This is a genomic window from Actinomadura sp. 9N215, assembly GCF_044326345.1.
Lineage (GTDB): Bacteria > Actinomycetota > Actinomycetes > Streptosporangiales > Streptosporangiaceae > Spirillospora.
The window spans coordinates 158,392-182,198 of sequence record NZ_JBIRBA010000001.1; the positions used below are offsets into that span (position 1 = coordinate 158,392).

24 protein-coding genes are annotated in these 23,807 nt (G+C 72.7%); 11 read left to right on the plus strand and 13 right to left on the minus strand.

Translation table 11 applies throughout. The features are described 5' to 3' along the window. Nucleotides 1-160: 160 nt before the first annotated feature. Both ACH34T_RS00705 and ACH34T_RS00710 read left to right on the plus strand, forming a co-directional pair. Nucleotides 161-1,675 carry an FAD-binding protein gene (locus tag ACH34T_RS00705; RefSeq protein WP_395989919.1) on the plus strand — a complete coding sequence of 505 codons (1,515 nt, stop codon included), beginning with the start codon at nucleotides 161-163 and terminating at the stop codon, nucleotides 1,673-1,675. Further along, nucleotides 1,672-2,859, plus strand: coding sequence for an alpha/beta hydrolase family protein (locus ACH34T_RS00710; protein ID WP_395989920.1), 1,188 nt, complete (start codon nucleotides 1,672-1,674; stop codon nucleotides 2,857-2,859). Before ACH34T_RS00705 ends, ACH34T_RS00710 begins: the two co-directional genes overlap by 4 nt. Before the next feature lie 63 nt (nucleotides 2,860-2,922). On the opposite strand, the gene hsaA is transcribed toward ACH34T_RS00710, so the two are convergent. Next, nucleotides 2,923-4,200 (minus strand): 3-hydroxy-9,10-secoandrosta-1,3,5(10)-triene-9,17-dione monooxygenase oxygenase subunit, encoded by a 1,278-nt coding sequence (gene hsaA / locus ACH34T_RS00715; RefSeq protein ID WP_395989921.1) that lies wholly within the window; start codon nucleotides 4,198-4,200, stop codon nucleotides 2,923-2,925. A gap of 151 nt (nucleotides 4,201-4,351) precedes the next feature. On the opposite strand from hsaA, the gene ACH34T_RS00720 reads away from it, so the two are divergent. The 5 genes from ACH34T_RS00720 to ACH34T_RS00740 all read left to right on the plus strand — a co-directional run bounded on the left by ACH34T_RS00720 (nucleotide 4,352) and on the right by ACH34T_RS00740 (nucleotide 8,371). After that, on the plus strand, nucleotides 4,352-5,503 hold the full coding sequence (locus tag ACH34T_RS00720; protein WP_395989922.1) for a Rieske 2Fe-2S domain-containing protein: 1,152 nt from the start codon (nucleotides 4,352-4,354) through the stop codon (nucleotides 5,501-5,503). Beyond that, entirely contained in the window at nucleotides 5,500-5,778 is a 279-nt protein-coding gene (locus ACH34T_RS00725; RefSeq protein WP_395989923.1) for a ferredoxin, read from the plus strand. Before ACH34T_RS00720 ends, ACH34T_RS00725 begins: the two co-directional genes overlap by 4 nt. Beyond that, nucleotides 5,775-6,593 carry an SDR family NAD(P)-dependent oxidoreductase gene (locus tag ACH34T_RS00730; RefSeq protein WP_395989924.1) on the plus strand — a complete coding sequence of 273 codons (819 nt, stop codon included), beginning with the start codon at nucleotides 5,775-5,777 and terminating at the stop codon, nucleotides 6,591-6,593. The genes ACH34T_RS00725 and ACH34T_RS00730 overlap by 4 nt, the downstream gene beginning before the upstream one ends. Next, nucleotides 6,590-7,384 carry an SDR family NAD(P)-dependent oxidoreductase gene (locus ACH34T_RS00735; protein WP_395989925.1) on the plus strand — a complete coding sequence of 265 codons (795 nt, stop codon included), beginning with the start codon at nucleotides 6,590-6,592 and terminating at the stop codon, nucleotides 7,382-7,384. The genes ACH34T_RS00730 and ACH34T_RS00735 overlap by 4 nt, the downstream gene beginning before the upstream one ends. Nucleotides 7,385-7,459: 75 nt before the next feature. Beyond that, complete coding sequence (locus ACH34T_RS00740) at nucleotides 7,460-8,371, plus strand: NADP-dependent oxidoreductase (RefSeq protein WP_395989926.1); 912 nt, start codon at nucleotides 7,460-7,462, stop codon at nucleotides 8,369-8,371. Between the two features lie 81 nt (nucleotides 8,372-8,452). On the opposite strand, the gene ACH34T_RS00745 is transcribed toward ACH34T_RS00740, so the two are convergent. The 6 genes from ACH34T_RS00745 to ACH34T_RS00770 are packed head-to-tail and all read right to left on the minus strand — an operon-like array spanning nucleotide 8,453 to nucleotide 15,672. After that, the gene (locus ACH34T_RS00745) at nucleotides 8,453-9,934 is read right to left on the minus strand and encodes an FAD-dependent oxidoreductase (protein WP_395989927.1); all 1,482 of its coding nucleotides are present in this window, start codon (nucleotides 9,932-9,934) and stop codon (nucleotides 8,453-8,455) included. Nucleotides 9,935-9,936: 2 nt separating this feature from the next. After that, the gene (locus tag ACH34T_RS00750) at nucleotides 9,937-10,845 is read right to left on the minus strand and encodes a VOC family protein (RefSeq protein WP_395989928.1); all 909 of its coding nucleotides are present in this window, start codon (nucleotides 10,843-10,845) and stop codon (nucleotides 9,937-9,939) included. A gap of 36 nt (nucleotides 10,846-10,881) precedes the next feature. Then, the gene (locus tag ACH34T_RS00755; RefSeq protein WP_395989929.1) at nucleotides 10,882-12,066 is read right to left on the minus strand and encodes an acyl-CoA dehydrogenase family protein; all 1,185 of its coding nucleotides are present in this window, start codon (nucleotides 12,064-12,066) and stop codon (nucleotides 10,882-10,884) included. Between the two features lie 23 nt (nucleotides 12,067-12,089). Continuing rightward, nucleotides 12,090-13,109 (minus strand): 2Fe-2S iron-sulfur cluster-binding protein, encoded by a 1,020-nt coding sequence (locus ACH34T_RS00760; protein WP_395989930.1) that lies wholly within the window; start codon nucleotides 13,107-13,109, stop codon nucleotides 12,090-12,092. Beyond that, the gene (locus ACH34T_RS00765) at nucleotides 13,106-14,806 is read right to left on the minus strand and encodes an FAD-binding protein (protein WP_395989931.1); all 1,701 of its coding nucleotides are present in this window, start codon (nucleotides 14,804-14,806) and stop codon (nucleotides 13,106-13,108) included. Before ACH34T_RS00765 ends, ACH34T_RS00760 begins: the two co-directional genes overlap by 4 nt. Continuing rightward, complete coding sequence (locus tag ACH34T_RS00770) at nucleotides 14,806-15,672, minus strand: alpha/beta fold hydrolase (RefSeq protein WP_395989932.1); 867 nt, start codon at nucleotides 15,670-15,672, stop codon at nucleotides 14,806-14,808. The genes ACH34T_RS00765 and ACH34T_RS00770 overlap by 1 nt, the downstream gene beginning before the upstream one ends. Nucleotides 15,673-15,911: 239 nt before the next feature. On the opposite strand from ACH34T_RS00770, the gene ACH34T_RS00775 reads away from it, so the two are divergent. Continuing rightward, nucleotides 15,912-16,505 carry a flavin reductase family protein gene (locus tag ACH34T_RS00775; RefSeq protein ID WP_395989933.1) on the plus strand — a complete coding sequence of 198 codons (594 nt, stop codon included), beginning with the start codon at nucleotides 15,912-15,914 and terminating at the stop codon, nucleotides 16,503-16,505. Nucleotides 16,506-16,567: 62 nt separating this feature from the next. Here the strand turns inward: ACH34T_RS00775 and ACH34T_RS00780 are convergent, their stop codons facing one another. After that, a complete protein-coding gene (locus ACH34T_RS00780; protein ID WP_395989934.1) occupies nucleotides 16,568-17,497 on the minus strand; it encodes an IclR family transcriptional regulator in 930 nt (309 codons plus the stop codon). 174 nt (nucleotides 17,498-17,671) lie between these two features. Here ACH34T_RS00780 and ACH34T_RS00785 point away from each other — a divergent pair, with 174 nt between their 5' ends. Both ACH34T_RS00785 and ACH34T_RS00790 read left to right on the plus strand, forming a co-directional pair. Next, nucleotides 17,672-18,565 carry a TIGR03619 family F420-dependent LLM class oxidoreductase gene (locus tag ACH34T_RS00785; protein ID WP_395989935.1) on the plus strand — a complete coding sequence of 298 codons (894 nt, stop codon included), beginning with the start codon at nucleotides 17,672-17,674 and terminating at the stop codon, nucleotides 18,563-18,565. Beyond that, nucleotides 18,562-19,125, plus strand: a complete 564-nt coding sequence (locus ACH34T_RS00790) for a nuclear transport factor 2 family protein (RefSeq protein ID WP_395989936.1) — start codon at nucleotides 18,562-18,564, stop codon at nucleotides 19,123-19,125. The genes ACH34T_RS00785 and ACH34T_RS00790 overlap by 4 nt, the downstream gene beginning before the upstream one ends. Nucleotides 19,126-19,138: 13 nt before the next feature. On the opposite strand, the gene ACH34T_RS00795 is transcribed toward ACH34T_RS00790, so the two are convergent. The 4 genes from ACH34T_RS00795 to ACH34T_RS00810 form a co-directional block, all read right to left on the minus strand. After that, complete coding sequence (locus ACH34T_RS00795; protein WP_395989937.1) at nucleotides 19,139-19,936, minus strand: maleylpyruvate isomerase family mycothiol-dependent enzyme; 798 nt, start codon at nucleotides 19,934-19,936, stop codon at nucleotides 19,139-19,141. Between the two features lie 18 nt (nucleotides 19,937-19,954). After that, nucleotides 19,955-20,140 carry a hypothetical protein gene (locus ACH34T_RS00800; protein WP_395989938.1) on the minus strand — a complete coding sequence of 62 codons (186 nt, stop codon included), beginning with the start codon at nucleotides 20,138-20,140 and terminating at the stop codon, nucleotides 19,955-19,957. A gap of 126 nt (nucleotides 20,141-20,266) precedes the next feature. Then, a complete protein-coding gene (locus ACH34T_RS00805; RefSeq protein ID WP_395989939.1) occupies nucleotides 20,267-21,061 on the minus strand; it encodes an acetate uptake transporter family protein in 795 nt (264 codons plus the stop codon). A gap of 226 nt (nucleotides 21,062-21,287) precedes the next feature. Further along, nucleotides 21,288-21,713, minus strand: coding sequence for an STAS domain-containing protein (locus ACH34T_RS00810; RefSeq protein ID WP_395989940.1), 426 nt, complete (start codon nucleotides 21,711-21,713; stop codon nucleotides 21,288-21,290). A gap of 122 nt (nucleotides 21,714-21,835) precedes the next feature. Between ACH34T_RS00810 and ACH34T_RS00815 the strand changes: the two genes are divergently transcribed. Further along, nucleotides 21,836-22,081: a DUF2630 family protein gene (locus ACH34T_RS00815; protein ID WP_395989941.1), complete on the plus strand. Its 246-nt coding sequence runs from the start codon at nucleotides 21,836-21,838 to the stop codon at nucleotides 22,079-22,081. Nucleotides 22,082-22,091: 10 nt separating this feature from the next. Here ACH34T_RS00815 and ACH34T_RS00820 read toward each other — a convergent pair whose 3' ends face one another. Next, nucleotides 22,092-23,804: an L-lactate permease gene (locus ACH34T_RS00820; RefSeq protein ID WP_395989942.1), complete on the minus strand. Its 1,713-nt coding sequence runs from the start codon at nucleotides 23,802-23,804 to the stop codon at nucleotides 22,092-22,094. Between the last annotated feature and the right edge of the window lie 3 nt (nucleotides 23,805-23,807).

Genomic DNA, 23,807 nt, shown 5'->3' on the forward strand with positions numbered 1-23,807 from the left:
CCCACGGTCCATTTCCGGTGTCGACAAGGAACGATATCCGGAGTCCCGGCGCGCCAGGCGAAGGGCGATACCGGTCAGTGGGACGGGCCGCCCCGCCGCGCCGCGCGCCGCGTTTACGTTGTCCGCGCGCGAAGACCCGAGGGCCTGGAGGCGAAGTCACGTGGCGTGGGACGACGAATACGACGTGGTGGTCGCCGGGTCGGGCGCCGGGGCGCTGGCGGGCGCGCTCGCGGCGGCTTCGGGCGGGCTCCGGACGGCCGTCCTGGAGAAGACGGCGCTGGTCGGCGGGACGTCCGCGTACTCGGGGTCGGCGATCTGGCTGCCCGGGACGCGCGTGCAGGAACGGGCGGGAATCGGCGATTCGACGGAGTCGGCGCGCGCCTATCTGCGGGCGCTGCTCGGCGACGACGGCAATGCCGCGCATCGGGAGGCGTTTCTGGAAACGGCGCCCGAACTGGTGGAATTTCTGGAGCGGGATCCGGCGATCGAGTTCGAATGGCGCGCTTTCCCCGACTATTTCGACGCGCCGGGCCGCGTGGACATGGGGCGTTCGTTCGTCCCGCTCGATCTGCCGGTGGAAAGGCTCGGGGAACTGGCGGGTCTCGTCCGTCCGCCGGTCGATCGTGATCGGGCCGGGCGGGGGCACGCGGCGGGACGGCCGCTGGCGCAGGGCCGGGCGCTGATCGGACGGCTGCTGCTCGCGATCACCGCGACGGGTGCCAGCGACGTCCGCACCGGCACCGCGCTGACGGAGCTGATCGTCGAGGACGGGCAGGTCACGGGCGTTGTGGCGATGACCGCAGGCGGTCCCGTCCGGCTGCGCGCGGCACGGGGCGTGCTGCTGGCGGCGGGCGGCTTCGAGTCGTCCGCCGAGCTGCGGGAGGCGCGCGGCGTGCCCGGCAGTGCGGGCCGGACGATGGCCCCGGACGGCGCGAACACGGGCGACGCGATCACCGCCGCCATGAAGATCGGCGCGTCCACTGGGCTGCTCGACCAGGCGTGGTTCTGCCCCGGCCTGGCGATGCCCGGCGGGCGGGCCGCGTTCACGCTCGGCTTCCGCGGCGGGCTCATCGTCGACGGGACGGGACGCCGTTTCGCCAACGAGTCGCTGCCCTACGACCGGATGGGCCGCTGCCTTGCCGCCGCCGACGCCCCCTTCTACCTGGTCTTCGATGCGCGCTCGGACGGGCTGCCCGCCATCTCGATCCCGTCCGCGGCGCCGGAGGAGCAGTTCGCCGCCGGGCTCTGGCACCGGGCGGACACCCTCGCCGGCCTGGCCGCGAAGACCGGCCTGCCCGCGGCCGCGCTCGCCTCGACCGTCGAGCGGTTCAACGGCTTCGCCGCCGAGGGCGCCGACGAGGACTTCCACCGCGGCGAGGACCCCTACGACCGGTACTTCACCGGCGGCGGGCCGTGCCTCGTCCCCGTCGACCGGCAGCCGTACGTCGCGGCGGAGATCGTCCTGAGCGACCTCGGGACGAAGGGCGGGCTCCGCACCGACCCGGACGGCCGCGTCCTGTCCGGCGCGGACGAGCCGATCCCCGGGCTCTACGCCGCCGGCAACACCAGCGCCTCGTTCACCGGACACGTCTATCCGGGGCCCGGCATCCCGATCGGGACGGCGATGGCGTTCGCCTATCGAGCCGTCCAGCACATGAGGAGGAACCACGCATGAGAGCTGTCAGGAGACGCGCGGCGGGAATCGCCGCGGCGGCCATCGCCTGCGCCGGAACGGCCGGGATCGCCGCCGTCCCCGCCCAGGCCCAAGCCCCGGAGCAGGCCGCGGGCCCGCAGCATCGCGGCAGGCTGATCGCCGTCGGCCCGCTGACGAACGCGGCCGCGCTGCCCGCCGCGTCCGCCAACCGGAAGATCACCTACACGTCGGAGGGCGTCGGCGGGAGGCGGATCGTCGTGACGGGCACCGTCGCCGTCCCGAAGGGCACGCCGCCGCGCGGCGGCTGGCCCGTGCTGAGCTGGGCGCACGGCACCACGGGCACCGCGGACGTGTGCGCCCCGTCCGCCGACACAGCCACCGGCCCGGCGCACGACTACCTATCGATCACGGAGTCGTACCTGAACAGGTGGGTGTCGAACGGCTTCGCGGTCGTGCAGACCGACTACGAGGGTCTCGGCACGCCGGGCGGGCACCCGTACATGCACGGCGTCAGCGAGGCGAACACCGTCCTCGACATCGTGCGCGCCGCCCGCCGGACCGACCGCCGCATCGGGCGCGACTGGTTCGTCGCCGGGCACAGCCAGGGCGGCCAGGCGGCCCTGTACACGGCGGCTACGCGGCAACGGGACGTCCGCCTGAAGGGCGCCGTGTCGATCGCGCCCGGCTCGAACATGAGCCAGACGGCCGTCTACGTCAAGGCGCAGTACCCGGGCGCGGAGGCCGCGCTGCCGTTCCTGTTCGTCCTGCTCAACGGCGCCCACGCCGCGGACCCGTCCTTCGTCCCCGAAGACCTCCTGACAACCGACGCCGCCCCTCTCGCCAAGGCCGGACGGACGAACGCCTGCCTGGCCCAGCTCAGGGAACTCGGCGCGAACCTCCCCCTGAGCAAGGTGTTCCGCCCGGACACCGACCTCACCCGCTTCGAGGCCTACTACAACTCGCAGGAGGCGCTCGGCCTGAACCTGAAGGTCCCGACGCTCGTCGCCCAGGGCACCGCCGACACCTCGGTCACGCCCGCCGCGACGAAGAACATCGTCAATGACCTGTGCAAGCGCTACCCGAACATCACCTACCGGACGTTCGACGGCGCCGACCACCGGGCCAGCGTCACCGCCTCGTTCGAGACGTCGCTGGCGTTCGCCCAGTCGGTCCGCGTCGGCCGGACCCCCGAACCCACCTGCTGACCGGCGCGCGTGGTCTCGTCGCCACCGCGGCGGGGACGAGACCACGCGGCCGCCTCAGCGGTGCTAGACGAGGTTGTCCTCGACCTTGAGGCCGAAGACGCCGCGGCCGTACATGGAGAGGGCGTGCTCGACGTCGTTCGCGACGTGGACGCTGCCCGCGTGGGCGTCGCGCCAGGCGCGTTCGATGACGTTGCCGCGGTGCAGCGAGTTGCCGCCGGCCGTCTTGAACAGGATGTCGATCGCCTGGATCGCGCGTTCGGTGCCGCGGACCTGGTCGCGGCGGGCGCGCAGCCGCAGCTCCATCGGGATCTTCTCGTCGCGGACCGCGTACTCGTGGATCTCGCGGACGTTCCGGTCGGTCTGCAGGACGGCGGCGTCGATCTCGGACGCGGCGCGCGCGACGGCCACCTGCGCGAACTCGTCCTCGACGAAGCGGCCGCCGCCGAGGCTCAGCCGGATCCGGTCCTGCATCCGCGCGACGTACAGGTCGTGGCAGCCGGCGGCCATGCCGATCACGCTGGCGGCGACCGTGCTGGTGAAGACGGTGCCGAACGGCATCCGGTAGAGCGGGCCGGTGTTGACCTTGCGGCCCGGGTTGCGGAGCTGGGCCTGCTCGAAGTTGCGCATGGCGCGGTGGGACGGGACGAACGCCCGCTCGACGACGATGTCGTCGCTGGCGGTGCCGCGCAGGCCCATCGAGTCCCAGACCTCGCGGATCTCGTAGTCCCGCCGCGGGACCAGCACGGTCATGAAGTCGACGGGACGGCCCTCGGCGCCGACGACGAGGGCGCCGAGGAGGGCCCAGTCCGCGAACTCGCACCCGGACGAGAACGACCAGCGCCCGGTCGCCTCGAAGCCGCCGTCGACGGGGGTGAGCCGTCCGATCGGCGCGTAGGACGAGGCGATCAGCGTGTCCGGGCCCGCCCCCCGCGGGACCCCCGGCTCCCCCGGCTCCTCCGGCTCCCCCGGGGACGGGCCGGTGCCCCAGACCTCGCGCTGGGCCTCGTCCGCGAACAGGCCGAGATGCCAGGAGTGGACGCCGAGGACCGCCGCGACCCAGCCGGTGGAGCCGCAGGCGCCGGAGATCGCCCGGATGACCTCGTAGAACGCGACGGGATCGTGCTCGGCGCCGCCGTACCGGGTGGGCTGCAGCATCCGGAACACGCCGGCGGCGGTCAGGTCGCGGATCGTCTCGGCGGGGATGCTGCCCTTCTCGTCCACGGACCGGGCCCGCTCGGCGATGCCGGGCAGCAGCCCCCGCACGGACTCCAGCACCTCGCCGCTCGTCCTCGCTCCCTGTGGGGGGCGGCCCCCCGCACCCCCCGGTTCGCTACCGCTCATCCACGGCTCCTCGTCTTCCCGCTACGGCGATCTGAAGGACACCATGTCAACGCGGCGGCACGGGTGGGAACGTCCCGGCCACTGGGACTGGCCGGAGCCGGACGGTGACCCGCGACCTAACGTTCGAATCACCCCGTCCATCGCCGAAGGGATGATCCACGTGACCGCAACCGAGTCGGACGCCGTCCGCGCCATCGAGGCGGAGGCCGTCTCCTCCCGTTTCGCCCGGGGATGGCACTGCCTCGGCCTGGCGGAGTCGTTCCGGGACGGCAAGCCCCACACGGTCAACGCCTTCGGTCAGAAGCTCGTGGTCTTCACCGGCGCGAACGGGAAGACCAGCGTGCTGGACGGCTACTGCCGGCACATGGGCGGCGACCTGTCGCAGGGCACGGTCAAGGGCGACGAGATCGCCTGCCCGTTCCACGACTGGCGGTGGGGCGGCGACGGCCGCTGCAAGCGGATCCCGTACTCGCGGCGCGTGCCGCTGCGGGCGCGGACGGCGGCGTGGCCGACGATGGTGCAGGACAAGCTGCTGTTCGTGTGGAACGACCCGGAGGGGAGCAGGCCCCCGGCGGACGTGACGATCCCCGCCATCGAGGGCGCGAGCCGCGACGACTGGACCGACTGGCGGTGGACGGAGACGGTCGTCCACACCAACTGCCGCGAGGTCATCGACAACGTCGTCGACATGGCGCACTTCTTCTACATCCACAATTCGTTCCCGACGTATTTCAAGAACGTCTTCGAGGGGCATGTCGCGACGCAGATCATGAAGGGGAAGAGCCGTCCGGACGCGCGGCGCGAGGGCGGCGGCGAGGGGCCGCGGATGCTCGGGAACAGCTCCGTGGCGTCCTATCACGGCCCGTCCTTCATGATCGACGAGCTGACGTACCACTACGAGGGCTTCGACCTGCGGTCCGTACTGATCAACTGCCATTACCCGATCGACGAGAACTCGTTCTCGCTGCATTCGGGGATCATCGTGCAGCACAGCGACAAGCTGCCGCCGGAGGCCGCGGAGGCGACCGCGGAGAAACTGTCGTCCTTCATCCTGACCGGGTTCGAGCAGGACATCGCGATCTGGCGGAACAAGACCCGCATCGACAACCCGCTGCTGTGCGAGGAGGACGGACCCGTCTACCAGCTGCGCCGCTGGTACGAGCAGTTCTACGTGGACGTAGCCGACGTCCGGCCGGAGATGACGGACCGGTTCGAGTTCGAGATCGACACGACCCGTCCCGTCGAGTCGTGGCAGAAGGAGGTCGAGGAGAACCTCGCGCGCCGCGAGGGGGCCTCCGCGTGACCGACCGTCAGGCCGCGACAGAGCAACAGGGCGTGGCGGCGCGGCAGGACGAGCGGCTGGTGGACGGTCCGCTGCTGCCCGTCCGGTGCCGGCGCTGCGCGGCCGAGGTGCTGGTGCGCAAGGCGAGCTGGGAGCAGACCAGCATCCAATGGAACGCCGGCGCGCGGGCCGCGTGCGCGGGCCTGCCGGACGACGACCCGTTCGGCATCTGCCCGGCGCTGCGCTCGGCGATCCAGGAGGCGGCGCTGACCGGCGCGATCAAGGTGGTCGAATGACCGAGCCCGCCGGGCGGCCGGAGCGGACGGCCGGGCGGCTGACCGGCCGGGTCGCGGTGGTGACGGGCGCGGGCGACGGCATCGGCCGCGGCGTCGCCCGCCGCTTCGCCGCCGAGGGCGCGAACGTGCTGGTCGCGGAGCTGAACGCGGAGACCGGCGCCCGGGTGGCCGCGGAGCTCGGGCCGAGCGCCCGGTTCGTCCGCACCGACGTGACCGACAAGGCGCAGGTGCACGCGATGATCGCGGCGGCCGTGGAGACGTGGGGCCGCGTGGACGTCCTGGTCAACAACGCCTGGGGCGCCGGGACGGTCAGCCGCGTGGAGACCAAGACCGACGAGCAGCTCGCGAGCGGTTTCGCGATGGGCTACTACGGCCCGCTGTGGGCGATGCAGGCCGCGTTCCCGCACATGAGGGCGCGGCGGTACGGACGCGTCATCAACATGTGCTCGCTCAACGGCGTCAACGCGCACATGGGCACGCTGGAGTACAACTCGGCGAAGGAGGCGCTGCGGACGCTGACCCGCACCGCCGCCCGCGAGTGGGCGGCGACCGGCGTCGTCGTCAACGCGATCTGCCCCGGCGCGAAGAGCGCGTCGTTCCGGCGGATCGCGTCCGCGCATCCGGAGATCGAGGCCGCCGCCGACCGCGCCAACCCGATGGGCCGCCTCGGCGACCCGGAGGCCGACATCGCGCCCGTGGCGGTGTTCCTCGCGTCCGAGGACGCCCGCTACCTGACCGGCAACACCCTGTTCGCGGACGGCGGCTCGCACATCAACGGCGTCGCCTGGACCCCGGACCTGGACGGAGGACAATGATCGACCAGTACGGCCCGTGGGCCGTGATCGCCGGCGGTTCCGAGGGTGTCGGGGCCGCGTTCGCCCACCGGCTCGCGGACGCGGGCCTGAACCTGGTGATGATCGCGCGCAAGCCGGGGCCGCTGGCGGAGACCGCCGGGGCCGTCCGGGCGAAGGGCGTGGAGGTCCGCACGCTGGAGCTCGACCTGATCGCGCCCGATCCGCTGAAGGCGATCCGGGAGGTCACCGACGACTTGGACGTCGGTCTGCTCGTCTTCAACGCGGGCGCGAACAGCTACGGGCACGAGTTCGTCACCGGCGACCTGGACCGCTTCCAGGGCGTCATCGACCTGAACATCACGGCGCAGCTCGCCGTCACGCACCATTTCGGCGGGCTGATGAAGGCTCGCGGGCGGGGCGGCATCCTGCTGGTCGGGTCCCTCGCCGGGTACATGGGGCAGGCGCAGATCAGCATCTACTCCGCGGTGAAGGCGTTCGGGCGGATCTTCGCGGAGGGGCTCTGGCTTGAGCTTCGCGAGCACGGCGTGGACGTCCTGGAACTCGTCCTCGGCGTGACGCGCACGCCCGCGATGGAGCGCGCCGGCCTCAACATGGACATCCCAGGCCTGGTCATCGCCGAGCCCGACGACGTCGCCCGCGAGGGCCTGGCGCACCTCAAGGACGGCCCGGTCTGGGTCGCGGGCGGCAACTACGAGACGGCGAAGAAGCGCAACGGGTATCCGCGCGACCGTCTCGTGGCCGGAGCACACGAGGCCATGCGGCGCATGCTCCCGAAGCCGTCCACGGACTGACGGGTTGACCTCAGCTTTGGTTGAGGTCATAGCGTCCTTCCCGATTGGGCGATCTGGCGACGAGGGAGGACGATCATGCGGGTTGCGGGGTTCACCGAGCCGGGCGGGCCGGACGTGCTGACGGTCCTGGACGTGCCCATGCCGGAGGCCGGGCCGGGCGAGGCGCGGGTCCGGGTGCGGACGGCCGGGGTGCAGCCGTTCGACCTGGCCGTCCGGGAGGGGTGGTCGCCGCCGGGGACGCCGGAGGGTTTCCCGCGCGTGCCGGGCAACGAGTTCGCGGGCGTCGTCGGCCAGGTCGGCGACGGGGTCACCGCCGTCACGCCGGGCGACGAGGTGATCGGCAACTGCCGGCTCAACGCCTATGCCGAGTACGTCGTCGTCCCGGCCGCCGCGCTCGCCGCCAAGCCCGCGAGCATGCCGTGGGACGTGGCGGGCGGCTTCCCCGCCGCGGTGATGACCCCGCACATCGCGCTTGAGGAGATGGCCGTCGGGCAGGGCGACACGATGCTGGTGCACGCCGCGGCAGGCGCGGTCGGGTCGGTCGCCGTCCAGCTGGGCCGCATCGCCGGGGCCACCGTGATCGGCACGGCCAGCGAGCGCAACCACGAGTATCTGCGATCGCTCGGCGCGATCCCGGTCGCCTACGGGGACGGGCTGGAGGAGCGGGTCAGGACCGCCGCACCGGACGGGGTCGACGCCGCGCTCGACGGGGCCGGCGGCGAGGCCCTGGACGTCTCGCTCACCCTGGTCAAGGACAAGGACCGCATCATCACGCTGGTCGAGCACGGGCGGGCGGCCGAACTCGGCGTCCGGATCACGCCCGACAAGCGGTCGGCGTCCCGGATCGCCGAGGCGGCGCGCTTCTACGACGAGGGACGGCTGAAGATCCACGTCCGCGGCGTCTTCCCGCTGGAGCGGGCGGCGGACGCGCACCGCGAGGTCGCCACCGGCCACGGCCGCGGCAAAGTCGTCCTGACGGTCAGCTGATCTCGTCGGGGAGCAGGACGGCGTACTTCGTGCGGTTCCTTTCGGCGGATCAGTGCGGGGCGGCGGATCCGCGGCAACGGATCAGTGCGGGGCGGCGGCGCGGCCGGCGCGGCGGCCGAAGAACGTGCCGTCGCCCAGGGACGTCCCGCTGACGTAGCCCTCGCCGTGCATGCCGGACGCGGCGCGGCCCGCCGCGTACAGGCCGGGCACCGGGACGCCCGAGTTGTTGAGGACTTCGCCGTCCACGGTGGTGTGCAGCCCGCCGAGCGTGAATCCGGCCGCACCCGTTCCGGCGCCCGCGCTCCCACTCGCGCCGCCGCCGAAGAAGCCGGCGCGCGGGTCGATCGCCGCGAACGGCGACTTCAGGGGGCGCAGCCATTTCGGGTCCTTGTGGAAGTACGGGTCGTCGCCCTTCGCGGCGTGCCGGTTGTACGTCTCGACCGTCGTCTCCAGGGAACCGGCGGGCATGCCGAGGGATTCCTCAAGTTCGGCGACCGTCTCGGTGACGTACTTGGGACGCAGGCCCCAGCGGTCGGGCTCGGGGACGTCCTCGAACCCCTCCTCGTCGATGATCGTCCAGTAGGGGGCGGGCTGGTGCCTGACGGCGTGGACGCTCCAGTGGCCCGGATAGACGTCCTCGTTGAGGAAGCGGCGGCCTAGGCCGTCCACGAGCATCCCGCGGCACACCATCGCGGGCAGGGCGGTGAGCGCGATCTCGACGACCGACATCCGGCGGGTGGCGGCACCGACCGCGGTCGCCATCCGGATGCCGGAGCCGTCGTCGAGCCCGTCGCTGACCTTGCCGTGCCCGAGCAGCAGCGGCGCGTGGTCGGCGAGCATCTCCTCGTTGTCCACGAAACCGCCGGTCGTGAGGATCACGGCGTCGCGGGCGCGGTAGGCGACCGTCCTGCCGTACTTGCGGGCGACGACCCCGGCGACGCGTCCGTCGTCGTCCAGGACGAGGTTCGTCGCCACGGTGTCGGTGTGCGCGACGGCGCCCGCCCCGGTCGCGGCGGCCGACAGCCTCTCCATGAGGACGCCGCCGCCGAACCCGCCCGCCGCCGGACGGTGCCCGCGCGGCACGGGCTTGGCGATCGCGTTGTACGGCCAGGAGTTCTCCCCCAGCCACATCAGCCCGTCCTCGGACATCGGCATCCACGTCGGCGCGTCGTAGAACGTCGCGTTGAACGGCACGCCGCGCTCCCGGAACCACTCGAAATGCTCGACGCTCCCGTCGCAGTACAGCCGGAGCTTCGCGGTGTCGGCGTTGGGGCCGAGCGCCGCCTCCAGGTAGGCGTACATGGCGTCGGGGTCGTCGTCGAAGCCGCACGCCTTCTGGATCTCGGTGCCGCCGCCCAGGTACAGCTCGCCGCCGGACTGCGCGGACGAGCCGCCGTGCCCGCTCGCCCGCTCCAGGACGACGACGTCCGCGCCCGCCCGCGCCGCCTCGAACGCCGCCGCGGCGCCCGCGCATCCGAACCCGACGACCAGGACGCCGCACTCGTGGTCGAAGCCGTTGATGTCGCGCGCCGCGAACGGCTCCACCGAGGGCCGCGAAGCCACGGTCACGTCCCGGGCGGGACGAACGCGGCCAGCGGCTCCGACCCCGACCAGTCGTGGCCCCAGTAGCTGTCCTTGGTGATCTCTTCGGCGGTGTAGTGCGTCTCGTCGACGAGCATGCCCTCGCAGCCGTACTCGACGTCCCAGCCGCCGGGCGCCCGGACGTAGAACGAGACCATCTTGTCGTTGGTGTGGCGGCCCAGCGTCGAGGAGATCGAGAAGCCCTTCGCCGTGACGGCGTCGAGCGCGACGCCGACCGCGTCCAGCGTGTCGACCTCCACCATCAGGTGGACGAGGCCCGGGTCGCCGTCGTGCGGGGCCGGGCAGATCGCGAGGCTGTGGTGCCGCTGGTTGACGCCCATGAACCTGATCCGGACCTTGCCGCCGCCGACCTTCATCGCCCCGCGCGGCAGGAAGCCGAGAACCTCGTTGTAGAACGTCACGGTCTCGGCGAAGTTCGGGGTGGGGAGCACGACGTGGCCCATGCCCATGGCGCCGGTGACGAACCGCTGCGCGAAGCCGGTGCGCAGCGGGCTGTGGTCGAGCACCGGCCCGAAGAACACCTCGACGGGGGTGCCGCCCGGGTCGGCGAACGCGATGACCTGCTCGGCGTCGCGCTCCGCCGCCTCGTCCGGCGGCAGCGCCGTCACCGCCGTCCCGGACTTCTCGACGGCCTCGCGGACGGCGGCGAGCGCGTACTGGTCGCGGACCTCCCAGCCCACGGCCAGCACCTTGTCGCTTTCGCCTGGCAGCACCGCTAGGCGGGCCCGGCGCTCGTCCATGCGCAGGTACAGGCCGTCCGGGTCGGGGCCGCCGCCTTCGGCGAACCCGAGCCCGTCGAGGGCGAACTCGCGCCAGCGCCCGATGTGGCGGGTCTGGACCTTCAGATACCCCAGCCCTCGGATCTGTGTCATGGTCCTCGGTCCCTTCTTCGTCGTCGCGTCGTCGGGTCAGATCATCGAGCGCATGGGGCCCGGCGGCGGCTCGATGTCCAGGTCGGTGAGGGCGGTGACGTGGTAGACGGCCCCGGGGACGTGGATCGCGTGGGCGAGGCCGACGTGCGCGTCCCGCCAGAAACGCTGGATCGGGTTGTCGCTGCGCATCGCGTTCCCGCCCGACCGGACGACGATCTCGTTCATCGCCCGCACCGCCCGCCACGCCGCCCGGACCTGCGTGCGACGTCCCGCGGCGCGCTCGGCGAACGTCGGCACGCGGCCCGCGGCGACCTGGTCGTAGACGCGCGAGCAGTTGTCCAGCAGCGCGGTGCGGGACGCCTTGATCTCCTCCGCCGCCTCGCTGATCGCGTACAGCACGTACGGGTCGTCCTTGATCTTCGTGCCGGTGATCTGGACGCGGTCGCGCTGGTAGGCCAGGTGGTGGTGCAGCGCGCCCTCCGCGATCCCGATGACGGCGGACGTGATGCCGAGCGGGAACACGCACGAGAACGGCATCAGGTAGGACGGGTTCGTCAGCCCCGCCTCGCGGGCCGCGGAACCGTCCACGACCTTGCTGTATTCGAGCGTCCTGTAGGCGGGGACGAACGCGTCCCTGACGATGACGTCCTTGCTGCCGGTGCCCTTCAGCCCGGCGACGTCCCACGAGTCCTCGACGATCTCGTAGTCGGAGCGCGGGAGGATCAGGTGCAGCGAGCGGGGCGGCCGCGCGACCTCGCCGTCCGCGTCGCCGAGCATCCCGCCGAGGAAGATCCAGTCGCAGTGGTCGGTGCCGGACGAGAACTGCCAGCGCCCGTTGAACACGTAGCCGCCGTCCACCGGGCGGGCCACGCCCATCGGCGCGTACGGCGACGCGATCCACACGTCCGGGTCGCCCGCCCAGACCTCCGCGCGGACCTTCGGGTCGGCGTACGCCATCTCCCACGGGTGGACGCCGACGATCCCGGCGACCCAGCCGGTGGATCCGTCCAGCGCGGAGACGCCCATCACGGTCTCGGCGAACTCGCGCGGGTGCACCTCAAGGCCGCCGTGCGCCTCCGGTTGCAGCAGCCGGATCACGCCGGCCTCGCGCAGCGCCGCCGCGGCCTTGTCGTCGAGCCTGCCGAGCGCCTCGTTGACGGGGCCGAGCTCGCGGATCTGCTCCGCGCGTTCCATGATCGTGTCCAGGACCCGTGATGTCATCGCCTGTCTCCCGTGATGTGTCGTCAGCCGTCGTAGGTGATCTTCAGCCGGTCGGTGACCGGCCTCGCCTGACAGGCGAGGATGAGTCCGTCGGCGAGGTCCTGCTCGTCGAGGACCGCGTTGGCGTCCAGGGCGACCTCGCCCTCCAGCGCCACGCAGGCGCAGGCCGAGCAGTTGCCCTCCCGGCAGGAGAACGGGGCGTCGACCCCGGCGCGGAGCAGCGCGTCGAGGAGCCGTTCCGACTTGGGCCAGGGCACCGTCCGCGTCTCGCCGTCCATCTCGACCTCGATCTCGCCGGTCTCCCCGCCGGGCGCGGGCTCGCCGGGGGGCTCGGGCTCCTCGAACGGGTCGTTGTCCAGCGAGAAGAAGCGTTCGACGTGGACGCGCATGCCGAGGTCGGTGAACGTGCCGGTGACCAGGTCCATGAAGACCTCCGGGCCGCACACGAACGCCTGCCGTCCCGTGTACGGGCGGGCCAGGGACCGGACGGCGGCGGCGGTCGGCAGCCCCTGCACCGACTCCAGCAGGTGGACGACCGTCAGCCGATCGGGATGCTCCTCCGTGAGGGACCGGAGTTCTCCGGCGAAGATGACGGATCGTTCGTTCCGGTTGGCGTAGAGGAGCGCGACCTTTCCCGTTCCGCCCGCCAGGCACGACTTCAGGATCGACATGACCGGGGTGATGCCGCTACCGCCCGCGACGAGGAGCAGGTCGTCGTCCAGGGACGAAGGCGTGAACGTGCCCGCGGGGCGCAGCACCTCAAGCACGTCGCCCGCCGTGACGTTGTCGCAGATCCAGTTGGACCCGAGACCGCCGTCCACCCGCTTCACCGTCACCTTGAGCCGGTCGTCGGTGAGCGGCGAGCTGCACAGCGAATAGCAGCGCGCGGCCCAGCCGCCCTCGGCCGGGACCCGGACGGTGAGGAACTGCCCGGGCCGGTAGGTGAACCGGTCCCGGTCGCCCTCGGCGGGTTCGAGGACGAGCGAGTGCGCGTCCGCCGTCTCGTGGACGACGTCGACGACCCGCGCCTTCAACGTCGTCATGGCCGCCCCGCTGCCGCCGCCGCGACGGAGGCGGCGTGCTTGGCGGCGATGTAGCCGAACACGATGGACGGCCCGATCGTCGCGCCCGGGCCCGCGTACTCGTTGCCCATCACCGACGCCGACGCATTGCCCGTCGCGTACAGGCCCTCGATGACCGTCCCGTCCTCGCGCAGGACGCGGGCGTGCTCGTCCGACACGAGCCCGCCCTTGGTGCCGAGGTCGCCGACCTCCAGCCGGAACGCGTAGTACGGCGCCGTGTCGATGACGTCGAGGTTCGGGTTCTCCAGGTTCGGGTCGCCGTAGTAGCGGTCGTAGGCGGAGTCGCCGCGGCCGAACTCGGGGTCCCTGCCCGCGCGGGCGTATCCGTTGAACGTCCGGACGGTCTCGTCCAGCGCGTCCGCCGGGACGCCGATCCTCCCCGCCAGTTCCGCGAGCGTGCCCGCCTTCACCGCGATGCCCGCCTCGTAGAACGCCTTCGGGATCGGGGCGCCGGGCAGGATCTGCGCGAACGGGTAGCGGGCGCGGGCCTTGGCGTCCATCACGAACCAGGCCGGGACGTGCCCGCCCGCGAGCTGGTCGTGGACGAAGTTGACGTACGGGGCCGCCTCGTTGGTGAAGCGCGTCCCGTCCCGCGACACGATGACCTGCCGGGGAATGGCGCGCTCGGACACCAGCGGGATCGTCGCCCCGGCCGGGTGCCGGACGGCGGGCATCCACCAGGCGTCGTCCATGAGGTCCAGCGCGGCGCCCAGGCGCTCGCCCGCGCGGATACCGTCGCCGGTGTTCTCGCGGGCGCCCATCGCGAAGTCCTCCCGGCCGCCCTCGGGGAGGTACTTGTCGCGCATCTCCTGGTTGTGGTCGAAACCGCCCGTCGCGAGAAGCACGCCCTTCCGGCCCCGGATGCGCACCGCCGTCCCTTCGCGTGTCGCGGCGACGACGCCGGTGACGCGGCCCGCATCGTCGGCGACGAGTTCGGTCATGCCGGTCTTCAGCCAGAGCGGGATCCCGGCGTCCTTGAGCGCCATCCGCAGCCGGGCGACGAGCGCCCGACCGCCGGTCGCCATGTGCCGGCGCCGGACCAGGTTGGACGACACCCGCCACGCCGCCACCAGCGACGCGCGCCGCCCCGCCCACGTGCGCTTGGCCATCGCGAGGTCGTGGTAGTCCTTGCCGGTGATCCAGAGGCCGAGCGGGCCCTGCATGCTGTTCGGCCGCTGGTACTTCTCGTCGTCGCCGAGCTTGCGGGTGTCGAACGGCTTGGCCTCGATGGACCGGCCCAGCGGGCGGCCGCCGTCCAGCTCCGGGTGGTAGTCGGCGTAGCCCTTCGTCCAGAAGAACCGCATCCATCTGCTCTTGCAGAGGAGTTCCATCGCTGCGGGGCCGTTGTCGACGTAGGCGTCGAGGCGGGCGGCGGGGACGCGGCCCTCGGTGAGAAGGTCCAGGTAGCGGCGGATCGACTCGCGGCTGTCGTCGTGTCCGCGCGCCCGCAGCGTCGGGTTGTTCGGGATCCAGATGCCGCCGCCCGAGATGCCGGTGGAGCCGCCGAACTTCGAGCCCTTCTCGACGACCAGCACGCTCAGGCCCGCGTCGTGGGCGGTCAGCGCGGCCGCCATCCCGCCGCCGCCGCTGCCCACGACGACCAGGTCGTACTCGTGATCCCACGCGACCTTCGGGGGCACTGGGGGCGTCGCGACCATCAGCCGTCCTTCATGGTCAAGAACGCCAGGACGGCGCTCTCCCAGGCGGACTTCTGCTCGATCATCACCCAGTGCCCGCAGTTCGGGAAGATGCTGACCTGGACGTCGGGGATCGTCCGCATCGGCACGAGCGCCATGTCGACGGGGCTGACGCGGTCGTCCCGGCCCCACGTGATCAGCGTCTTGGCCTTCAGCCGGTGCAGCATCGCCCAGTACGGCGGCTCGTCCGACCGGGCCATCGCCTTCGCGCGCGCCGCCATCGCCTTCGACCCGTACATGCGGCGGGCGCTGGCGAGCGTGTCCGGGTCGGTGGCCTGCCGCCACCGCTCCTCGATCAGCTCCTCGGTGACGAGCGCCGGATCGTAGACCATCGAGTGAAGCCACCGGATCAGGCGCTCGCGCGTCGGATCGTCGGTGAACTCCATCAGCAGCCTGATGCCCTCGCCGGGCCCCGGGCTGAAAACGTTCCGGCCGATGCCGCCGATCGTGACGAGGCGGCGGACCCGGTCCGGATGCCGCAGCGCGACCTGCGTGCCGACGATCCCGCCCATCGAGTTGCCGATCACGTCGACCTGGCCCAGACCGAGACCGTCCAGGAACCGGACGGCCGCGCCGCCCGCGGCCATCATCGGGTGCTCGTCCGTCGGGTCGCTGACCCCGAAGCCGGGGAACTCCAGGACCAGGCACCGGAAATGCTCCGCGAACCGCGCGAGGTTGCCGCGGAAGTTCCGCCACCCGGTGACGCCAGGGCCCGACCCGTGCAGCATCAGCAGCGGCGGCCCCTCGCCCGCCTCGTGGTAGCGCAGGACGCCCTGGTCGGTGGCGAGCTCGCGCAGTGTCGACGCGTAGGTCAGCTCCGTGGGCATGGTCTCTCAGTCCTCCGAGGGTGGCTTGCCCGGAACGTAATCGGCGCGGCGGCGCGGACGTCCCGCCGATCCCGATCAGCGGGACGCGCGTCCGGCGGCGGCCCGCCCGGCCCCGGCCCGCTGGCCGGGACCGGCCCGCTTCCACTCACCGGGATGGCCGGGGACCCCTTGACGGGGGCCGCCTCAGCATCACTTGTTAGAAAAGGACAGCGTCCCGCTATGAGCCCCGAGGTGAACAGATGCCAGCCGAGCCAGCGCTCACCGAAGAGTCCGGAGCCGCGTCCGGGTCCGCCCCGGACCCGGCGGAGTTCCGGACGGCCATGGCCGAGTTCGCCACCGGCGTCACCGTGGTCACCGCCCTCGACGGCATCGAGCCCGTCGGCTTCGCGTGCCAGTCGTTCGCGTCGGTGTCCCTTGATCCTCCGCTGATCCTGTTCTGCGCGGACCGCCGCGGCCGCTCGTGGCCGCGGATCAGGTCGCGGGGACGGTTCTGCGTGAACGTGCTGGCCGAGGAGCAGCGGGACCTGTGCGAGCGCTTCGGGTCGAGGCGGGGCGCGAAGTTCGACGGACTCGACTGGCACGTGTCGCGCTGGGGCACCCCGACGCTGCCGGACGTCCTGCTTGGCGTGCACGCCGTCGTCCACGACGTGCACCGGGCCGGCGACCACGACGTGGTGATCGGACGCGTCCTCGCGGTGGAGCGGCACGAGGTGCTGCACGGCGTCTGGCGGCGTCCCATGGTGTTCTTCCGCAGCCGGTTCGGCGTCGGCGAGCCCGACGCGCCGATCGCCCCCGACCCGTGGGGCGTGGGCGACCGCTGGGGCTGGGGCTGACCCGCCCCCCGGCCCCGGCGACACGCCGTCCGGCCCCGGCCGCCCGGCCCCCGGGCCCGGCTTCACATCCAGTCGCCGCGGCCGTCCACGGCTAGGAGCCGGTTCATCGTCTCCGGCGACCAGGTCGGCTCCTGGGCCGTTCCGGCCGGGGCGGCCGTCCCGTTCCGGCGGGCGCGGGCGGGGCCGCGACCGGCGCCGCGGGCTCCCGGGGCCGAGCCGGGGAACAGGGTCTGCGACGCCTCGCGGGCCGCGGTGACGACCAGCGGCGCGACGTTCTCCAGCGGCGCGCGGATGTCGCCGACCAGGGAGATCCCGGCGACGGGCCCCTCGGCGCCGCGGATCGCGGCCGCCACGCACGCGATGCCCGGGAACGCCTCGCCGCGCTCGAACGCCAGCCCGCGCCGCTGCCGGACGCGGTGCAGCTCCTGGTGGAGGGTGCCGAGCTCGCCGATGGTGCGGTCGGTGAACCGGGTGATCTCGTGGCCGAGCAGCGCGTCCACCTGCTCGGGTTCCAGCCACGCGAGCATCGCCTTGCCGAGCGCGGTGCAGTGCGCCGGGGCGCGCCCGCCGACCCGGGACGGCACGGACGCGGCGAGCCGTCCGCCGAGCTTGTCCAGGTAGTAGATCTCGGGGCCGTCCAGGACGGCGAGGTGCGCGACGAGCCCGGTGGTGACCTGCAGCTCGTGCAGCAGCGGCGCCGCGGCCTCGCGGATCTTGCCGTGCCCGCCGTCCCGGCCGCCGAGGCCGAGGGCGCGGCGGCCGAGGCCGTAGCCGAACGAGTGGTGCGCGAGCCAGCGCTGCCGGACGAGCTGGTCCAGGATCCGGTGCGCGGTGGACCGCGGCAGCCCGGTGCGGCGCGCCACGTCCTCCAGGGTCAGCCGGGCGGACGGGCCGTTGAAGGCGTCCAGGATCAGCGTCATCCGCTCGATCATGGACGGCGGCGACTCCCGTCGCGCCCGCGTCGCCGAGTCCACCGTCATGACCTCGGTCATCGCACCTCCCAGCAGACTGAAATGAATTCTTGTTAGCTGGAATCTAGCAACCGCTTGGTCCCTTGGGAAGAGGGCGTGTAAGCCCAGGTCGGCAGACCCTGTGGCGCGATGTCCGGCTCCTGATGGCCCGCTCAGCCCGTGATAGAACGTTTTTCTACGACGAGGGGAGCAACGATGCGTGTCGGCATCGTCACGCCGGTGGTGGCGCAGCCGCCGCCCGGCCCTGCCGAGTGGGAGCGCGACGCGGGCGCCGAGGACGTCGGCCGGATCGCCGAGACCGCCGACCGGCTCGGCTACCACCACCTCACCTGCAGCGAGCACGTCGCCGTCCCCGCCGCGGCCGCCGAGCAGCGCGGCGGCGTGTACTGGGACCCGCTCGCCACGTTCGGCTACATCGCCGCCCGGACGTCCCGCATCCGGCTCGCGACCCAGGTCCTGGTGCTCGGCTACCACCATCCGCTCGCGATCGCCAAGAGGTACGGGACGCTCGACCGCGTCAGCGGCGGACGCCTCACCCTCGGCCTCGGCGTCGGCAGCCTGGAGGAGGAGTTCGACCTGCTCGGCGCCCCGTTCGCCGACCGCGGCGCCCGCGCCGACGACGCCCTCGCGGCGCTCCGCGCGGCCCTGTCGCGGCGGATGCCCGAGTACCACGGCGCGCACTACGACTTCTCCGGCCTGGTGGTGGAGCCGCACGCCGTCCAGGAACGGGTCCCGCTGTGGATCGGCGGCCGGACGGGACGCTCGCTGCGCCGCGCGCTGACCGCCGACGGCTGGGTCCCGTTCGGCCTGCCGCTCGGCACGCTCGCCGGGATGCTGGCCTCGTGCGATCTTCCGGCCGGGTTCGACGTGGTGCTGGGGCCGTCGCGTCCGCTGGACCCGATCGGCGACCCGGACGCCGCCGGCACCGCACTGGCCCGGCTGCGCGAGGCGGGGGCGACGATCGCGGGCGTCCGGTTCGCGTCCTCGTCGCCCGGTCACTACCGGGAGCAGCTCGCCGCGCTGCGCGAGCTCGCCGACCCGTACGGGCTGACCTTCGAGGACGCCCAGGACGCCGAGGAGGAACGGTGACCGATCTCGAAACCCGCCTGACCGCGCTGGAGGAGCGGCTGCGCCTCCTGGAGGACGAGCGCGCGATCACTCGGCTGATCCTGTCCTACGGCCCGCTGGTCGACAGCGGCTGCGCCGGCGACGTCGCCGCCCTCTGGGACGAGGACGGCGTCTACGACGTCGACGAGATACTGATGACCGGGCGGGCGGAGATCGACGCGATGGTCCGCTCCGCCGGCCACCAGGGCTGGATCGGCGGCGGCTGCGCGCACTTCGTCGGCCCGCCGCACGTCACCGTCTCCGCGTCCGGGGACGAGGCCGCCGCGGTCGGCTACACCCTCATGATCGTCAACCGGCCCGAGGAGGGGTTCACGCTGCGCCGCGCCACCGCCAACCACTGGCGGCTGCGCCGCACCGCGTCCGGCTGGAGCGTCACGAACCGGACGAGCCGCGTCCTGGACGGCCGCGAGGAGTCCCCCGACCTCCTGGCCTCCCATTTCCCGGGCGCCGTGCGACACCGTCCGCCGACCGACGGCCGAGCGCCCGAGCGACCGGCACGACTGAGCGACCAGCACGGCTGAGCGACCGGCGCGGTTAGGGCGTGATCGCCATGTTGGCGAGGACCCTGGCGGCCAGCTCGGCGTCGCCGTCGACCTGGACGGTGACGTCGCCGGCGGTGCGGCGGCCCGCGGTGAGGCGGGCGTAGGTCTCCCAGTCCATGGCGAGCTCGGCGGTCGGGGCCTCCGGTTCGACCCACCGGCCGCGCCGGTCGTCGTCCACGCGGACGGCGACGTGGAAGTCGGGCGGCCCGGAGATCCTGAACGCCACGGACTGGCCCGGCTCCGCCTTCCCCGGCCGCGCGACGATGCGGGGCAGGGCGGCGCTCAGCAGCTCCCAGAAGCACAGCGCGGCCGGTGCGTCGAGGTTGCCCGGACGGCCGACCGCGCGGCGGATGTCCTGCTCGTGCGTCCAGCAGTCCATGGCGCGGAACTTCACCAGGCGACTGTAGGGGCCGTCGCGTCCGTCCGGGCACATGACGATCCGGTCGGGATCGAGGCCGGGCAGCTGGACGAGACGGCGCTCCAGCGCGTCCGCGAGCTGGGCGGCGACGACCGGGCCCGGCAGCGGCCGCCGCACCTGGACCGCGGCCTCGAGGAACCGGCCGAAGTCGTTCCGGACGTGGTCGAACTCGGGGACCTCGACGTCGGGCGCGGGCTCGCCCAGCAGCGTCAGCTCGACCCCGGCGAGGTGGGCGACCTGGTCCTTGACCGTCCAGCCCGGGCATTCGGTCGGCAGGTCCCAGTCGGGCTCGGCGAGCGTCGCGGCGAGCGCGAGCGTGGACCGGATCGTCTGCTCGTAGGCGGCGGTGTTGGTGCGCATCGGCTCGTCCATGTCGGCCCTCCGCACGCGTCAGGAGTGCTCGGTGCGGAGGTGGTGGTGGAGGGCCGAGAGTTCGAGGTGGGGCTGGTGGCAGCGCACGCAGGCCCACACCCCGCTGGGCACGCTGTAGCCGTGCGCGGCGGCGTCGTCCCGTGCGCAGAGCAGGTGGTAGTTCTGGACGAGGCGCCGCCACGTCCGCCGGACGGCCGATGACATTCCCGCTCCCTCCGAGCCGGATCCCACTGGATCGGCCCAGGATAGGGCAACGGGAATGTCAAGGCGAAACGCCGAAGATCAGCGGATTCACCGGCCGATCCTCAGCGGCCGATCACCGGCCGATCCTCACTGGCCGATCTTCACTCCCGGTTCGCCGTGCCGGTACTCCAGCGGCCTGGTCCTGCCGCGCCCCGCGGCCTTGCCCGCGGCGTGGACCTTGAAGGTGGGCAGGATCGTCCGGCCGTAGGTGTTCTCGAACATCATCGCGGCCGCCAGGTACAGGGCGAGGACCGCGGACGCGACGAGCAGCCAGCCGCCGGCGTCCAGCGCCCAGTCGGACGGCGTCCAGAAGCCCGCCGCGGTGAAGCCGGCGCCCGCGGCGAGGACCATCAGCAGCAGCGCCAGGACGAGGTTCGCGCCGAGCGCGGCCATCGCGCACAGGCCGGTGATCACCGCCAGGGCGATCCACCAGAACGCGAAGCCCTCGCTGACGGAGCCCAGGACCGGGGCCGCCTCCAGCGGGAACGCGCCCATGCCGATCAGCATGAACATCAGTCCGTAGGCGATCCAGAACGCGCCCCACATGCCGTGTACCGCGGTGGCCAGGCCGTCGCGCGCCCGGTAGGCCCACATGCCCGCCAGGAACTGGGCGAGGCCGCCGAACGTCAGCACGAACGGCCACAGGACCAGCGGCGTGCCGGGCTCGCCGTACCAGCCGGCCTGCCACGCCCCGACCATCATGGTCGCGCCCGCGAACCCGAACAGCCCGAGGATGGACGGCGCCGCGACGGGCTGGAGGGCGATGCGCGTCCGGTCCTCCCAAAGCGCGTGCTCGCCGGGCATGTCGGCGCCCCGGCCGCCCGGGGCCGCCGCCGCGGCGCCCTGGGCCGGCGTCGCCGCTTCGGTGCGCTCGCTGGCCATAGGCGTTTCCTCATGCTTTCTACGCCTTGCCATGAGATCCCCCTCTGGAATCGGAGAGCTGTAAAGGGCTCCTAACCGGGGTTTTGAGGGTCAAACTGCATCAGAACGGATACTCAATGACATCTCAGACATTGGCCGAGTCATTTGCCGCGTGCGGGGACGGACGTGGTGTTCCCATTAACGACCGCGAATTCAGCACCCGATCCGCCGCATCGGGCGGCCGGGCTCAGCCGCGGTGGCGGCAGTGGATCTCCAGGCCCGGGGTCGTGCTCCAGCCGATCGTCGCGAACAGCTTGTCGATGTGCGGCGAGACCGAGTGCAGGACGAGCAGCCGGTCGCCCTCGCGGAGGTCCCGCGCGGCGAGGGTGAAGGCGCGGAGCCCCGCGACGTCGACGAAGTCGACCTCGGTCAGGTCGACGTGCACGTCCCCCGCCACGCGCCGCTGTGCGGTGTCGAGCGCGCGGGTCACGTCCCCGGCGTTCGACACGTCGATCTCGCCGCTCATCGCGAGGCGCGGTGCGGCCGTCGCGGCGACGATGCGCAGCAGCGCCGTGTCGAGCTCGACGAGGTCGTAGCCGGGCCCGTGGGCGGGGGACGCCCGCCCGCCGGACTCGACGCCGTCCTCACCACCGGTGATACGCCAGACCGTCATCCGCTCCTCGCCTCGGACCGGGGGCGCCGCTACCGTGCGCGGTCCCGTATATGCCAGGCTCTCATCTGTCGGCGCCTTCTGACCCCCACCGGGCGGGAAAACCACGATCGGGAGCGATTTCATTGGACGAGAAGGAGATCCTGGGCCGGATCACCGAATTCATCGAGGAGGAGCACGCGCTGCGGGAGGCGCACGAACGCGGCGAGACGTCGAACGCCGACGCGCAGCAGCGGCTCCGGTCGCTCGAAGTCGCGCTCGACCAGTGCTGGGACCTGCTCCGGCAGCGGCGCGCCCGCGTCGCGGCGGGACAGAACCCGGACGAGGCGCAGGTCCGTCCCGCCGGCGAGGTCGAGAACTACCGGCAGTAGCGGTCGCCCGTCACGGCACCGTCCAGCCGAGGACGCCGGTCGACTGGAGCCCGGACAGCAGGCACATCCCGGCGAGGAACAGCAGGCTCCACAGGACGACGCGGCGGAAGATGTCCCCTTCGCGTCCGTCCAGGCCGACGGCGGCCGCCGCGATGGCGAGGTTCTGCGGCGACACCATCTTGCCGAGGACGCCCCCGGAGCTGTTCGTCGCCGCCATCAGCACCGGGGAGAGGTCGGCCTTGCCGGCCGCGGTGACCTGCAGGGCGCCGAACAGGGAGTTCGACGAGGTGTCCGAGCCGGTGACGGCGGTGCCGAGCCAGCCGAGGATCGGGGACAGCAGCGCGAACGCGCCGCCCGCGCCGGCCATCCAGGTGCCGAGCGTGACCGTCTGCCCGGACGCGTTCATCACGAACGCCAGGCCGAGCACCGCCATCACCGTGATGATCGCCCACCGGAGCTGGACGAGGGTCGTCCGGTACGCGCGCAGGGCCGGGCCGGGGCCGACGCGGAGGGCGGCCATGGTGATCAGCCCGGCGGCCAGCATCTGCGTTCCCGGCGTGGTGAGGTAGTTGAGGGTGAAGGCGGGGAGCGTCAGGGCCTCGCCGGTCGGGCCGGTGAGGTCGAGACCCGGCCAGGAGAACGTCGCCGTGGCCCGGTCGAGGACGTCCTTGACCTGCTCGATCTGGCAGACGACGAAGACCGCGATGATGATCGCGTAGGGGGCGTAGGCGCGGACGATCTCGGCGCGCGAGTCCTCCTTGACCGGGGCGACCCGCCGATCACCCCTGACACGGGCACCGTCCCCGACGCGGGCACCGTCCTCGACGCGGCCGCCGCCCCCGACGCGGGCGGCGAACTCGGGGGTGGGCTCGTCGGCGGCGCCGCCCGCGACCGGGGCGGGGACCGGCCGCGCGTCCGGGCGCAGCCGGACGGCGAGGACGACCGCCGCGGCCGACACCAGCGACGCGACGACGTCCGCGAGCGGCACCGAGACGAAGTTCGCGGTCACGTACTGCGCGGCGCCGAACGCGGCGCCGCAGAGCAGCGCGGTCGGCCACGTCTCGCGGAGGCCGCGCCGCCCGTCCACGATCACGACGAGGACGAGCGGGACGAACACCGCGAGGATCGGGGTCTGCCGCCCGACCATGGCGCCGAGCGTGTCGCTGGACTCGCCGGTGACCTTGCCGAGCGTGAGGATCGGCGTCGCCATCGCGCCGAACGCGACCGGCGCGGTGTTGGCGGTGAGCGCGAGAACGGCGGCCTTCAGCGGCTCGAAGCCGAGCGCGATCAGCATCACGGACGTCACCGCGACCGGCGTGCCGAACCCGGCGAGCGCCTCCAGCAGCGCGCCGAACGAGAACGCGATCAGCACGGCCTGCAACCTGCGGTCGTCGCTGACCTGCGCGAACGTGCGGCGCAGCACGTCGAAGTGGCCGGTCGCGACGGTGATGTTGTAGACCCACAGGGCGTTGATGACGATCCACAGGATCGGGTAGAAGCCGAACGCGGCGCCTTCCGTCCCGGCCAGGAACGCCTGGCCGGCGGGCATCCCGTACGTCCAGATCGCGACGGCCAGGGAGACGGCCAGCGCGATCAGGGACGCCAGCCAGGCGCGCATGCGGACGCCGCCGAGCAGGACGAACAGCACGGCCAGCGGCAGCGCGGCGACGAGTGAGCTCCAGCCGAGCGAGTCGGCGACGGGATCGAGGACCTGCTGGTACACGGC